13 protein-coding genes are annotated in these 14,330 nt (G+C 40.8%); 4 read left to right on the top strand and 9 right to left on the bottom strand.

Features of this window, described 5'->3' with window-relative positions; genetic code table 11:
- Window positions 1-52: 52 nt before the first annotated feature.
- The 9 genes from kamA to glsA form a co-directional block, all read right to left on the bottom strand.
- Window positions 53-1,336 carry a lysine 2,3-aminomutase gene (gene kamA, locus ACRD69_RS00270; RefSeq protein WP_430813048.1) on the bottom strand — a complete coding sequence of 428 codons (1,284 nt, stop codon included), beginning with the start codon at window positions 1,334-1,336 and terminating at the stop codon, window positions 53-55.
- A 55-nt stretch (window positions 1,337-1,391) separates the two neighbouring features.
- Window positions 1,392-2,432: an L-erythro-3,5-diaminohexanoate dehydrogenase gene (kdd, locus tag ACRD69_RS00265; RefSeq protein WP_430813047.1), complete on the bottom strand. Its 1,041-nt coding sequence runs from the start codon at window positions 2,430-2,432 to the stop codon at window positions 1,392-1,394.
- A gap of 78 nt (window positions 2,433-2,510) precedes the next feature.
- Window positions 2,511-3,335, bottom strand: coding sequence for a 3-keto-5-aminohexanoate cleavage enzyme (kce, locus tag ACRD69_RS00260; protein ID WP_430813046.1), 825 nt, complete (start codon window positions 3,333-3,335; stop codon window positions 2,511-2,513).
- 58 nt (window positions 3,336-3,393) lie between these two features.
- A complete protein-coding gene (locus ACRD69_RS00255; protein ID WP_430813045.1) occupies window positions 3,394-4,167 on the bottom strand; it encodes a CoA-transferase subunit beta in 774 nt (257 codons plus the stop codon).
- Window positions 4,168-4,186: 19 nt separating this feature from the next.
- On the bottom strand, window positions 4,187-5,170 hold the full coding sequence (locus ACRD69_RS00250) for a CoA transferase subunit A (protein WP_430813044.1): 984 nt from the start codon (window positions 5,168-5,170) through the stop codon (window positions 4,187-4,189).
- A gap of 2 nt (window positions 5,171-5,172) precedes the next feature.
- Complete coding sequence (locus ACRD69_RS00245) at window positions 5,173-6,420, bottom strand: aspartate aminotransferase family protein (protein WP_430813043.1); 1,248 nt, start codon at window positions 6,418-6,420, stop codon at window positions 5,173-5,175.
- A 399-nt stretch (window positions 6,421-6,819) separates the two neighbouring features.
- The gene (locus ACRD69_RS00240; protein WP_430813042.1) at window positions 6,820-8,319 is read right to left on the bottom strand and encodes a dihydrolipoyl dehydrogenase family protein; all 1,500 of its coding nucleotides are present in this window, start codon (window positions 8,317-8,319) and stop codon (window positions 6,820-6,822) included.
- Between the two features lie 89 nt (window positions 8,320-8,408).
- The gene (glsB, locus tag ACRD69_RS00235; protein WP_430813041.1) at window positions 8,409-9,356 is read right to left on the bottom strand and encodes a glycine N(alpha)-acyltransferase GlsB; all 948 of its coding nucleotides are present in this window, start codon (window positions 9,354-9,356) and stop codon (window positions 8,409-8,411) included.
- Window positions 9,357-9,387: 31 nt separating this feature from the next.
- Complete coding sequence (gene glsA / locus ACRD69_RS00230; protein ID WP_430813040.1) at window positions 9,388-10,224, bottom strand: lyso-glycine lipid O-acyltransferase GlsA; 837 nt, start codon at window positions 10,222-10,224, stop codon at window positions 9,388-9,390.
- A gap of 241 nt (window positions 10,225-10,465) precedes the next feature.
- On the opposite strand from glsA, the gene ACRD69_RS00225 reads away from it, so the two are divergent.
- The 4 genes from ACRD69_RS00225 to ACRD69_RS00210 are packed head-to-tail and all read left to right on the top strand — an operon-like array spanning window position 10,466 to window position 14,327.
- Window positions 10,466-10,933 carry a division/cell wall cluster transcriptional repressor MraZ gene (locus ACRD69_RS00225; protein WP_430813039.1) on the top strand — a complete coding sequence of 156 codons (468 nt, stop codon included), beginning with the start codon at window positions 10,466-10,468 and terminating at the stop codon, window positions 10,931-10,933.
- Window positions 10,934-10,938: 5 nt separating this feature from the next.
- Window positions 10,939-11,847 (top strand): 16S rRNA (cytosine(1402)-N(4))-methyltransferase RsmH, encoded by a 909-nt coding sequence (rsmH, locus tag ACRD69_RS00220; protein ID WP_430813038.1) that lies wholly within the window; start codon window positions 10,939-10,941, stop codon window positions 11,845-11,847.
- Window positions 11,844-12,224: an FtsL-like putative cell division protein gene (locus ACRD69_RS00215; RefSeq protein ID WP_430813037.1), complete on the top strand. Its 381-nt coding sequence runs from the start codon at window positions 11,844-11,846 to the stop codon at window positions 12,222-12,224. Before rsmH ends, ACRD69_RS00215 begins: the two co-directional genes overlap by 4 nt.
- On the top strand, window positions 12,225-14,327 hold the full coding sequence (locus ACRD69_RS00210; protein WP_430813036.1) for a penicillin-binding protein: 2,103 nt from the start codon (window positions 12,225-12,227) through the stop codon (window positions 14,325-14,327).
- The last annotated feature ends 3 nt before the right edge of the window (window positions 14,328-14,330 follow it).

Genomic DNA, 14,330 nt, shown 5'->3' with positions numbered 1-14,330 from the left:
CTTTTCAGGGCCGGCCTATGGCCTTAGTTGTATATGGATTGTTTAAGAGACATTAGTGTTTTCCGTTCCCGTTGGTTCGCGTTTCGCGACGCAAAGCCTGGGGGCGGATCGTTCCACCTTCATTAAGTAACTTGGCTACTCCATCTTTTGCTACAAGAGCATCATTGCTGCAGAATTCACAGTCATCTTTTTGGTGGCCCTGGTAGTCAGATGGTTGAGTATAACTGGTGATCATGCCTTCGTAATTACGCAATACCACTCTCTTCTCTGTTTGAGAGATAAGGTAATCAGGCATTACGGGTATTTTACCACCACCACCCGGAGCATCAACCACAAAGGTAGGTACTGCCATACCTGAAGTATGACCACGTAGGTTTTCAATTATCTCAATACCTTTTGATATGGTTGTTCTAAAGTGTGATATACCTTCTGATAAATCGCACTGGTAGATGTAATAAGGTTTCACGCGGATGCGCAACAGATCATGCATCAAAGCTTTCATAATGTTTGAGCAGTCATTAACACCTTTCAGCAATACTGATTGGTTACCCATTTGAACACCCGAGTTAGCCAGCTTTTCACATGCCTGACGAGCTTCTTCAGTTATCTCTTTTGGATGGTTGAAGTGAGTGTTCACATAAACAGGGTGGTGCTTTTTGATGATATTGCACAAGTCATCGGTAATACGTTGAGGTAATACAACCGGCATGCGGCTACCAATGCGAATCACTTCAACATGCTCAATTTTACGAAGCTCTGTTAAAATATAATCGATACGGCTATCACTAAGAATCAAAGGATCACCACCAGAAATTACAATGTCGCGGATTTCAGGTGTTTTAGCAATGTATTCAAATGCCTTTTCCAGATGGCCTTTAGCCATATCTTCATCCGTTTCACCAACAATACGACGACGGGTACAGTGGCGACAGTACATCGAACATTCGTGAGTAACCAATAAAAGAGCTCTGTCCGGATAACGGTGAGTTAATCCCGGAACAGGAGAATCCACATCTTCGTGTAAAGGGTCGCTAAGGTCAGACTCGGCAATATGTAATTCATTGAGTACCGGAACAGCCAGTTTACGAACTGGGCAGTCGCGGTCTTCTTTACTCATTAGGGCTGCATAATAAGGCGTAATAGCCATCTTGAACTTCTTCAAAGTCTTTGCCAGGTGTTCTTGCTCTTCATCGCTTAACGGCAATACCTTTTCAAGACTTGGAACGTCGCGGATAGCATTACGCATTTGCCACTTCCAGTTGTTCCAATCCTCCTCACTCACATCCTTGAACAATGGGATGCTCTTATAGTCAACGTTTGAAAATTGTCGTTTCATTATGTAGATCTTTTATTTTTTTTTAATGATTGGTGTATGATGAAAAGTGCACAGCTTATGTGTATAACTCTTCATATAGTTTTCTGATCTTGTCGTTCTTTCTTAGGATGTCTATGGCCATATCCGCATGTCCGATCGCATACCCGTTACCGATCAGCATATCCACGTCTTTTCCTACGCCTTCCGCTCCCAATGCCGCTTTTGTAAATGAAGTAGCCATGCTAAAGAAATAAACGGTACCGCGGTCTTTGCACATCAGGATGGTTCCCATTTCTGTATTTGGAATGTTAACGTTGTTAATAACAACATCAGCCATTTGACCTTTGCTTAAGTCATTAATGGTATCGTAGCATTGAAGAGCGTCTGTAGCGTTCAGTTTAATTGCTTCATGGCAAACACCGACCTGTTTCAATCGCTCTATGTTTTCATCGCTGTAATCAGCGCCTATCACCATACCGTTTTCACCAACCATCTCTTTGGCAACAGCACAACAAAGAATGCCTGATTTACCACCTGCGCCAAGAACTACCACTGTATCACCTTTCTTTACCAATCGTTCAGTTTGAGCAGGAGCGCCACATACATCTAATACGGCCAAAGAAAGAGTTTCTGACAGATCATTTGGCAGCTTGGCGTAAATGCCACTTTCAAATAAAATGGCTTTACCTTTAATTTTTACCTGGTCAATTTCTGGTTTAATATCAATTATTTCCTCAATGTGCAGAGGAGTTAATGAAAGTGAAACCAATGTGGCAATGCGATCGCCTTCTTCAAGGTCAATTTTACCCTTAAGTGCCTCACCAATCCTTTCGATGGAACCAATTAACATACCCCCTGAGCCTGTAACCGGATTTTTCATCTTTCCTTGTTTGGCAACAATGTCAAGGATGATGTTTTTGATCTCATTCGTATCGCCCTGAGCCTGCTCTTTGATTTGTGTAAAGCTGGCCGAGTCAATATTTAGTACATCAACATCGATTAAAATCTCGTTATTGAATAATTGACTCATATTGTTATCAACCTTTGTAGCTGGTTGAGGTAAAACACCATGTGGCTCAATTACACGGTGTGTTCCGTATTTATTACCTGTCTTCATTCCTTTATAGCTAGTAGCTTAATTCGTTTATTGATAAGAAAAGAGCTGTTGACTGTAAGCCAACAGCTGTCAGCTTTCTTAAATTCCTTTGAGTTCTAACATTTCTCTGACATCCGCAGGTGTAGCAATTTCATAACCTGCATCACGTGATAATTTAGCTGTACGCTCTACCAGTTGAGCATTGCTGTCGGCTAACACCCCTTTTTCGAAGTAAACATTATCTTCAAACCCTACGCGGATAAAACCGTTACCTATGGCATAAGCTCCATAGTGAGCAGGTACACATGCACGGCCAACTCCCATCACAGTCCAGAAGGCACCTTTAGGAATACGGCTTACCAACAGGTTAAGTAACTCAATGTCATAAGGAATTGCCGCCGGCACATTCATTACGAAACCATAGTGATAAGGAGGCTTTAACAGACCTTCTTTTATTAGGATGTCTGCAGCTGCAACGTGTGAAATATCAAAACACTCAAGGGTAGGACGAACATTGTATTTATTCATTTCCTTTGCAAAACGACGCATTGTTGGCAGGGTGTTGACAATGTACTCATCGCCAAAATTAACGGTGCCACAGTCCAATGACGCCATTTCAGGCTGAAGCTCTTTAATAACAGCAACACGCTCATCGTCGGTCATACCTACAGCTCCACCGGTTGTAATTTCAATGACAATATCACAACGCTCACGGATCAAACGAATAGCTTCTTTGAAAACTTCCGGGTCCTGCGTAGGACCGCCATTTTCATCGCGTACATGCAAGTGCACGATTGAGGCACCTGCCTTGTATGCGTCATAGGTCGCATCGGCTATTTCAAGAGGGGTAAGCGGTAAATTTGGGTTGTGCTCGCGAGTGGTTTCAGCTCCACAAACTGCACATGTTATTATCATTTTTTTCATCTCTTTAATTTTTTAGTTGTAGATAGTTGTTAAGGTTTAATTGATGAAGAAGGGAATGTTATCGACCGATTATAACACCGGCAGGGTCAACCTTTTCACGTAGAATTTTTAATTCAGTCTCGCTTGGTTCAATTGTTATTTCGTAATTATCAGGAATAATAATATCAAATTCTGCGTTGGCTTTTACGTCTTCAATGGTTTTACCCGGGTGAAGTGATAAAAGCATCATCGCTTTAGATTCAGGGTGATATCCATATACCCCTATATCAGTAATTACTTTGTATGGGCCGGTATTGGCCGGTAAACCAGCATCAACACGTGAAGTTCCGCCTTCAAGGAATCCCGGGGTAGTGATGAAGTCGACTTTGTTTGCGAAGCGTTTTGGGTTTTGTGGAGTAACAACCATGGTTCTCCAGCAAAGTGAAGCGAGGTCATTGGCGCCACCACTACCCGGGAATCGGGTTTTGGGTTTATCGTAACTATCTCCAATTAAAGTGGAGTTAAGGTTGCCATATTTATCAATTTGCGCACCACCTAAAAAGCAATAATCAACTACGCCTGCCTGGCAAAGTTCCATTATTTCAGCCATTGATGTGGCTTTTAGTCCTTTGTGTGTTGTACGCGAGTCGCCAACAGAAATTGGCATTGTAGGTAGAAGCGGGGCAATACCTCCGGCCTCAAACATAATGGTCAGGTTCGGTGAATCAGTCATTTGTGCCAGCATGGCCGCCGCAACCGGAACACCAGTACCTACCACTACCATTGCACCATCTTCAAGGTTACGGGCTGCAATGGTTATCATTAATTCCATTGGATTATATGTAGTTTCCATTTAATCGACTTTTAAAAGGTTAGTACAAATGTTCGGCTTGCATTAATTTTCTCATCTTATTCATACCACCGTTTTTCTCCAGGTATTCATAAAAATCTTTAGATGAAAGAATGTGGTGACCGATAAACTCTTCCAGTTGCATTTCGTCTTTTTCAGCTACCAACCAGTCTCTTAAATGTTCTTCGTCAGAGAAGTATTCGCCTGGCATGTTGCCCGGATAAGAGCCATAAGGCATTTCAATAACTGCATCAACGCACCAGTAAGGAATAACTGTTTTTGAAGGCTCTCTTCTAATTTCTTCGTTTGAGATGATTTTCTCAGTTGTAATGATAACGCGTTTTGAGGCCTTGGCAATGTCATCATCAGCAACCAGGATGCCATCAATCTGACAATTGCCATATATATCGGCACGGTGCACATGAATAATTGCTACATCAGGATAAAGGGCTGGTAATGCAGCCAGTTTCTGATTGGTAAACGGACATTCTACTTCCATTGCTGCTGAATGCTTAAATGTGTCTGTACCAAGCATTACACGTGATGGTAAGTAAGGTAAGCCCATAGCTGCCGCCTTAAAGCGCCATGATAATGCTCCGTTTGACCATTCAGTAACCTTTACATTACCGGATTCGAACATGCGGCGTGAGTTTTTAGATAAGCCTCTTGCTTCCAAACCAACGATGTAAGCAGCATCACAACGATTAAAAGATTTACCGGCACTTAACAACTGACAGTCATGAGTTGAAACATGACCGGCAAATCCCAGGTTCTTCTTCTCTTTGCGAATGATCTCATGGATCAGGGCAGTTGGAATCCGAACTCCGCCAAAGCCACCGATGGCCAGGTAGTCGTTGTCATTAATATATGTGTCAACTGCATCAGAAACAGTTGTTAATTTGTTTTTCATTTGCTTTTTCTTCTCACGGAAAAAGCCTCTCATATCATCGGCATTGGGTGACATAAATAACTCGCCAATACCTTTATTTAATTTTGAATCGCCCATAATTAGTATTTTTCAGTTAGGTACTGTAAAGCTTCTTCTATTGCATTGACCGTGTAATCCAAGTCTTCCTGACTGTGTCGGTGGCAGATATAACCATGGTGATAAGGTTGTAAAAAGACCTTGCGACGAATTAACTGCGTATAAAAATCTTTACGCATTGCTTTGTATGAACCATCTTCGTTTTTGTCAAAGGTGATGAACATCATTGGCGCTATGCCACTGATACGGGCACCAACAGGGTATTTTTCAAGCAGAGCTGCAATCCTGGCATTAAAGTCTTCACCTTTTTCCCAGATCTTATCCAGAACTTTATCGCGCTCAAGAATTTCAATTGTTTTTAAAGCAGCTACGTAACTAAGGCTGTTCGGGAAGAAAGTTGATGAGATAAATACATTTGATTCACCTTCTTTCATAATTTCTGCTTTACCTGTTACTGCACCAATAGGATAGCCGTTAGCCATGGCTTTACCGAAAACAGCAAGGTCAGGGGTTACTTTATAAAGTTTCTGAGCACCTCCAATGCTGGCACGGAAACCGGTACGTATCTCATCAAAAATCAAAACAACACCATACTTTTCACAAAGTGCCTTAACACCCTCTAAGAATCCTTCTTTGGGTTCGGTAATTGGTGCTGCCAATGGGTGTCCAAGCGGGGTTATAATAACAGCCGCCGTGTCATCACCATGTTCTTTTAATAGGTTCTCAAGTGATTCCAGGTTGTTGTACCTGAACTCAAACACGTCTTCGTAAAGCTTTTCAGGCACACCACCTTTAACTTCAACACACCAGTCGTGCCAGCCATGATAACCGCATCGCATTACTTTGGTGCGCTTAGTATATGATCGCGCTAAACGGATGGCTGTAGAAGTGGCATCGGAACCGGTACAAACAAATAAACTCATCTCGGCACATGGGATCAGCTCATTCATTTTTTCAGCAAGCATGTTTTGGTATTTCTGTGTTAAAGAGAAACAGAAACCCTTATTCTGGATCTGTTCAATAACAGCGTCGTCAACCTCTTTTTCGCGATTACCTAAAATCATAGGGCCATAGGCACATAGGTAATCAATGTATTCATTACCATCAATGTCTGTTACGCGACCACCTTTTCCCTCATCGAAATAAACAGGGAATTCACCTTCAACAAAATTGTAAGGACGGCGAATACCAAGAACGCCACCAGGAATTAAGGTTTTACCTTTTTCTAATTCATTTAATGAATTGTCAAGTTGTAGTTTTTTAGCTTCCATAACTATATTTTTTTGGACTTTTGCAAAATAAGACGTTCAATGAACGTTGTTGATAAGAGGTAAGGGGGTATGCAAACAGTATTGGCTTTTGGGGAGCGCCAATAGTAATGTTTAGAAGTCAGTTACTTCTATTCGTTCGAACTTGTCAAAAATATGTTTATATACCCAGATTTCCATTGTGTAAATTAACACTAGTCAATTAATAATGTTAAAATATACACAAATATATTACTAGAGTTAAAAATACAACATGATAAAGCGCATGATTTTGATCAAAAACCATGTCTGGAAGCTAATTTATATTTATTCTAAATCGTAAGTGAGGTGATTTGTAAGGCCTGTTGTTGGTGATAAGTTTTGCTTTGTTGTTCTGTTTTTGATAGTTGCGGAAATTTAAAGTCAGGCTTCATTGTCATTGCCTGGTGTCCACTCCCTGATGTTTATTAAATCGGGGAAAGCTTCCGGCTTATACACGGATTTGCCACTAAGTGTTCTGAGGCATTCCTGTATGCCTTCAGGAATACTTGGATGTGGATAGAATATTTTAAGAACCTCATGTAAGCTATTGCCCTGGTTGATCAGGTGTGCTACTGACACAATGAATGCTGAGGCCTGAGGTCCTGCAGCCCGCATTCCAAGTATTCGTTGTTCGTCATCATTACTTACCAGTATTTTTACAAAACCGTTTGTGTTGCGCATGGCAATTGCTCTGTTAACTAGTTTATTGGAATAGTAGGCTGCCTTGTATGGTATTTTCTTTTGTTGAAGCATTTTTTCGTTGGCACCTACTGCTGCTACCTCGGGTTTAAAGAACATTAATGTGCTCATGTGTGAGTAGTCGAGCGGGTATTGAGGGATGTCGCCAATTTTTTCAGCAGCTAATCGCCCCTGGAATTCTGCAACGCTATATAATTGACTGTGTCCGGTCACATCGCCGGCAGCATATACATGGCAATTGCCTTTACCATCGCGCAATAAGCAATCGTCTTTGATTGGTATGGTACCGTTTTTGTGTAATTCAATACTTATTTTCTCAAGGTTTAAGCCTTCCGTATTAGGGACCCTGCCAATGGCAACAAGTGCTACATCAACTTCAATTACTTTGCTGTGCCCATCCTGATAGTCAAGAACGACCTCAAGGTGTTCAGGGTGCTTTTTTATGTGGCGCAGTGTGGCTGTATGGTGAATATTAACCCCGTTGTTTTCGAGGTTGCGGGATACGAAACTACTTACGTCGTTATCTTCATATGGTAATACGCGGTGTGAACGGTCCAGCAAATGTACTTCTGTTTGCCCGAAGTTTGAGAAAATGGTCGCAAACTCACAGCCTATGATTCCTGAGCCAATAATAAGCATACGTTCAGGAAATTCTTTAAGGTTTAATATGCCATCTGATGTAATTATTCTTTCACCATCAATCTGGATTCCATCGTACAGGCGCGGACGAGAACCTGTGGCAATTACAAAGTTTTTTCCTTTGATGAGTTTGGTTTCGTCTTGACCTTTTACTTCAATGTGATCGTAATCTTTGAAGCTGGCCCAACCATATTCTATTGTTAACGATCCCTTTTTATTCTGAGCGGGAGAGAATGTTTCTATCTGGCTCAGCATTTGATATTGCTTTTCCTTTGCTGCCTGAATAACAGTTTTTTTAACCTTTTCAAAGTTGACGCTTAGTGAGCCAACTCTGTATCCCCTGTCTATGCGTGCTGCAATGGCATAATCCATTGAAAGCTCATACATTGTCTTTGAGGTCAGGGCCCCATTCATAATGCCTGCGCCTCCAAGGTGCTTTCCTTCAATTATGCATACATTTAAGCCATAGTCCAATGCTCTGATGGCCGATGAGAATCCGGCAGGTCCACTGCCAATTACTACTAGGTCGTAACTGTTTGTCATAGGTTCAAAACTTATAACACTATAAAAAAGAAGAGTTGCAATTGTTTAGTTGCAACTCTTCTTTATATGAATAACTTATTCATTATCTCTTAATCGTGTGGTTCATTCGGATTGAATGTATCAACGTGGCGGTTGATTTTTTGCTTATACAGTTCGTTGATCGTGAGGATGATGCCTGTCTCTTCAACATCACCAAAGCGGTCGTTGATCGCTGTTCCGAAAGTTCTCATTGAAGGTGATAAATTCATGTACGCATTAATGAGTGGGGGAATGTTTTCACCAAACTCACGAACACGACGTGTAAGTATCTTATAATCCTCCTGGTAGTTTTCACCACAGAATATTTCTTTTAAATCCTGCTCAGTTAAATCGATTTCCACAGGTTTATGAGGGTAAAGTAATCTGTCAGGATCATTGAAGTATTTCTGCATAAAGCCTAAGATAAGATCCCTGGCGTAACGGTTAAAGTGTGTATACATTGTCACTTTACCAAAGAAATATTTCATTTCAGGATGGCTGACTATCAGTGAGCCTAGTCCGTCCCATAGATTGTCAAGGGCAAACAGGCTTTTTGTTCCTGCCTTTGATGATTGATAGGTGGGCTGGACAAATGAACGTCCCAGTTCTATCATATATGGTAAATATTCTTTGACAAACTTATCAGAAAACTGAAATAGTCGCGATGTGGCTAATTTTACATTACCCAACTGGTCAACAGGAATATCACTTCCAAGTAAATAACGATATCCTCCCAGGATTTCTTTTGATTGAGGGTCCCAAACAATCAATTGACGGTAAGGTACTTCGGCGGTATCATAGTCGTCAATGTCAGTTTCTTTACCAGTTCCTCCACCGGCAAGGCGGAAAGTAATTTCCCTGAGTCGACCAACCTCACGCATTAAAGCCGGGGCTTGTTGTGCGGTGAAGTCGTAGATTTTATTATCGCCTTTATTGGTGTTTCTTACGAAGGTCTCCTGAGTCAGCTCGGCCTCTAATTCTTCCCTTGGTACAGGAGGTATGATTTCTTTTACTCTCATTCGGTGAATTTCTAATCAGTAGGCTACAAATTTAATTTTTTTTTGATAAGGCGTAGACTTCATCCTTTATTTTTTGTGCCCAGTCTTTAGCCTTCATGGTATTTTTTACGTCACTTATTTTAATTGGTTTCCCAAAAGTAATAGTTATTGTTTTGTTGCGCTGTAAATAAAGTTCATCAACGAGGTAGAGCATTTCAATATTTGCCTTAATGCCCAGTTTTTTACGCCAGTTGGCCAGGTTGTAAAAACGCTTACTGTTTCGTCCTGAAATATGAACCGGAATTATGTCTCTGTTGTGGGCTATGGCTTTTTTTATAAAACTTGGTTTCCATTCCAGGTCTTTTATGATGTCGTTCTTCCCTTTGCGTGAAACAAGTCCGGCCGGAAACATGAGTATTTGAGAGTTACTGGCATAGGCATCTTCAATAGCCCTGGCAGCTGTTCTGCTATGGCCTCCGTGTTTGTTGATCGGTAAAAAAATATCACGCAGGTTGGTCAGGTTCATCAATATGTCATTGACTGGAAATTTAAGGTTTTGAAAGTATCTTCCTACGGCAGCTACAAAAACCATCCCGTCCATACCACCAAGGGGGTGATTGGCGACGAAAACAAACCGTCCATCCTTTGGGATGTTTTCCTCACCCTTGATCTCGTATCTGGATCCGAAGTTGGCAACAATGGCTTCGGCATATTCAATGCCGTAAATGGTTTTCTTATTGGCTATAAACTCATTTATTTCTTCCTGATGCGTAATTCTTTTTAGGTAATTGATTAAAAATTTAGGAATAAAACGCTTGAGTTTTGGGTTTTTGTCATGAAAAACCTTATCAATATCTATAAATTTGTCTTCTAATTTTCCTTGTTCCATGTATTCATTCAATATTGAGGTCAATTTTAGGAAATATTTATGAAAGATGCGGGAATTAACTAAATTTTCTGGCTTTATGCTATGCTGAAATAACTCTGTTTGACCCTTAGGACGTGACTTAGGTTGTAATGGGAGTGTTTGGCTATTAAAAATTTATCAACAGGTGTCATAAAGTGGTGTAAAGTGGTTGGAAGTGGTTTTAAAGTTTTATACCTTTACCAAAGTAAATACGTATTTAGTAATGACCACATTTATAGGCGATTTCATTTGTAAGCCCGATGCAAAAGGGCGTGTTGTATTGCCTTCACTCTTTAAAAAAGTGATGAGTGAAGACAGTCAGTCTGTCTTTGTGGTACGTAAAAATCTCTTTGATAACTGTCTTGATTTAATACCCCACAATGAATGGCAGAAGGAAGTTCAGGTAATTGATAAAAAGTTAAGTGGCTTCCGACAAAAAGATCAACGTTTAAAAAGGGCTTTGTATCGTTCGACCGCTGAGGTGACTTTAGATGGCAATGGTCGTTTTTTAATTCCGAAGCGCTTAATGGAGATGATTTCAGTAAGCGGAGAAGTTGTTCTGTTGGGTGTAGGACGTAATATTGAACTGTGGAGTAAGCAACAGTTTGAGGATGATGGTTTGGAAAGTGAGGAGATAGGAGAGTTGGCAGAAGAGTTGCTTGGTGGTAACTTTGGCGAAGAAGAAAATTAAGGAATATGGAACAGGGGTATCACATACCAGTTTTACTAAATGAATCAATCGATGGTTTAAATATTAAACCTGATGGTGTATATGTGGATTTAACTTTTGGAGGAGGTGGTCATTCCCGTGAGATCTTAAGTCGTTTGGGTGAGTATGGGAAATTGGTTGTTTTTGATCAGGATGAAGATGCGTATAAGAATCGGCCGGATGACGAACGCTTGCTGTTTGTGCGTCATAATTTTCAATACTTATCTCACTTTCTTCGTTATCTGAATATTGATGCGGTTGATGGAATATTGGGAGATCTCGGTGTTTCATCTCATCATTTTGACGCAGCTGAGCGAGGATTTTCTTTTCGTTTTGAAGGAAAGCTTGATATGCGCATGGGGCAGGGCTTAAAGATGACCGCCGCGGATTTGGTCAATACATATGAGTTGGATGATCTAAAGCGTATCTTCTGGCAGTATGGAGAGATCAAGTCGTCTTATAAGTTAGCATCTGAGATCATTAAGCAGCGTGCGGGCAAACCATTTGAAACAACAACTGACCTAAAGGTGCTTGCTGAAAAAATAGGGCCAAAGAAAGAGCAGTCTAAGTTTCTGGCACAGGTGTTTCAGGCGCTTAGAATTGAGGTTAATATGGAAATGGATGTATTGAAGTCAGTGTTGATGCAAAGTACAAATGCTATCAAGCCTGGCGGGCGATTATCTATTATATCTTATCATAGCCTGGAGGATCGGCTGGTTAAGAATTTTATTCGCTCGGGTGATTGCGATAAAAATCAGCCCGACAAAGATATATTCGGACAGTCTGATGTTCCATTCAAAGCTGTAAACAGGAAAATAATCATTCCAAATGATGAGGAAATAGAGCGCAATAACAGGGCGAGAAGTGCTAAACTGAGAATAGCAGAAAGAGTATGAAATGGAAAATGAATAAAATACCAGAGTTTATACTTTCGAAAGAAGATGTTGATGAACTGAAAAACATCTCTTTGAAAGATGTTATTAATGGTCGTTTGTTTACACGTTCCCTAATTGCCAATCAGTTGCCCTTCGCGTTGTTTTTGGCATTTTTTGCTTTTCTGTACATAGGTAACCATTACCGTATGGAAGAACAGATGCGTGAAGTTGCAGTATTAAATAAGGAATTAAAGTCCTTACGTTACGAAGCTATTACCACTTCATCTGAACTGATGTTTATGAGTAAGCAGAGTGAAGTGCTGAAAAAAATAAAATCTAAAGATCTTAACCTGGAGGAGTTAACCGAGCCACCGAGGCGATTAAAAGTGAATAAGTAAATGCAGATTAAAAGGAGTATCATATTGCGCTTTGGCCTTTTGTATATTGGTATTGCTGTTTTGGCAGTGGTGATATTGGGTAAGGCATTGTATCTGCGAGTTGTTGAGGGAAACAAGTGGGAAGAGGTTGTTGAGGAGCATAATAATAAAGATATCGTTATCGATGCCAACCGGGGTGATATACTGGCCTCAGACTACCGGAAACTAGCCTGTTCAGTTCCAACTTACCGAATATACATGGATATGCTGGCGCATGGATTAACAGATGAGGTGTTTAATGCCAATATTGACAGTTTGTCCTTGTTGCTTTCCCGGTTTTACGGCGATCGCTCTAAGGCCTCTTTTAAATCAGGTTTGAAAAGAGCGCGCGCCGAAGGTAAGCGCTACTATCGTGTTCACCCGCGCCGAATTTCATTTACAGAGCTAAAAAAGGTTAAGGAATTTCCTATTTTCCGATTAGGCGCCAATAAGGGTGGTTTTATTCCTAAAAAATATGAGAACCGTAAGTTGCCATTTGGAGAATTGGCATCGCGAACGGTCGGAAGTTTGTATGCCGAGAAAGATCTGGGTGGACGTTTTGGGCTTGAGATGGCTTACAATACAAGTTTAAAAGGTGTGGCCGGTGTCAGTACAAGAACCCGTGTAAGCGGAAACTGGGTTGTGGAAGAACAAATTGAGCCTGTAGATGGGCATGATATTGTTACGACCATTGATATTGGTTTGCAGGATGTTGCGGAAAGTGCTCTTTTGCAGCAGTTGCAAAAGCATCAGGCAGATCATGGTTGTGCTGTTCTAATGGAGGTGGCAACAGGAAAGATTCGTGCCATTGCTAATTTGGGACAGACGACAACGGGGCATTATTCTGAAAAATATAATTATGCCATTGGTGAAGCAACGGAACCAGGTTCGACTTTTAAACTGGCTTCGATGATTGTAGCGCTTGAAGATGGTGTTGTGCAACTGGGAGATAGTATTGAGACCGGAAATGGAAGATGTCGTTTTTATGATCGCATTATGACAGATAGTCATCATGGAGGATATGGAACGCTTTCGGTGAAAGAGGTGTTTGAAAAATCATCCAATGTGGGTATTTCAAAAATAATCTTCGATAATTACCGTGATAATCCGCGTCGTTATGTTGATCGCCTTTATTCCATGAACCTGAAGGAGTCGTTAGGGATTGAAATTAAAGGTGAGGGGCGACCGGTAATGAAATACCCAGGAGAAAAAGATTGGTGGGGTACAACCTTGCCATGGATGTCTATCGGTTATGAAATTCAACAAACCCCTTTGCAGGTATTGACATTTTATAATGCTGTGGCCAATAATGGAAAAATGGTCAAGCCAATGTTTGTGGAAGAAATTCAACATCATGGTGAGACTATTTTGGAAATGAAACCAACTGTAATTAATCCATCCATATGTTCTTTAGAAACAATAGAAAAGGTTCATAAAATGTTGGTCGGTGTAGTTGAGGCAGGTACTGCTAGAAATATTAAAAGTAAACGTTATCAGATAGCAGGTAAAACCGGAACAGCTCAAATATCTAATGAAAAAACATCATACAAAGATAAAAAGCATCAAGCTTCCTTTGTGGGATACTTTCCTGCTGACCGTCCGCTCTATTCGTGTATAGTGGTAGTAAATGCACCATCTAATAATGTGTATTATGCCAATGTGGTAGCCGGATCGGTTTTTAAGGAAATATCAGACCGCGTTTATGCGCAAAGCTATAATCATTCCGATGTTGAAACGGAGCATGAAGTGCTGCTCGCAGAACATCAGCCTTATTCAAAAGGTGGAAAAAAAGATGAACTGGTGAAGGTTCTCACCGATGTAGGGGTGATGGTCCAGGGGCAGGAGGTTGAATCGGAATGGATCTCAACTTCTGCACGGGAGCACGATATTAGTTTAAGAAGTAAAAGTTTTCCTGTGGGTATTGTTCCTAATGTCAAGGGTATGGGAGCTAAAGATGCTGTTGCCATATTGGAAAATATGGGTTTGAAGGTTGTTTTAAGTGGTGTAGGCAGGGTTAAACAGCAGTCAATGACAGCAGGGCAAAATTATAGAAAAGGTTCAACGATTTATTTGAAAATGGGCTAGTAG

This window comes from Carboxylicivirga agarovorans (assembly GCF_050589845.1).
Taxonomy (GTDB): Bacteria; Bacteroidota; Bacteroidia; order Bacteroidales; family Marinilabiliaceae; genus Carboxylicivirga; species Carboxylicivirga agarovorans.
This window is presented reverse-complemented; position numbering and strand designations above follow the sequence as displayed.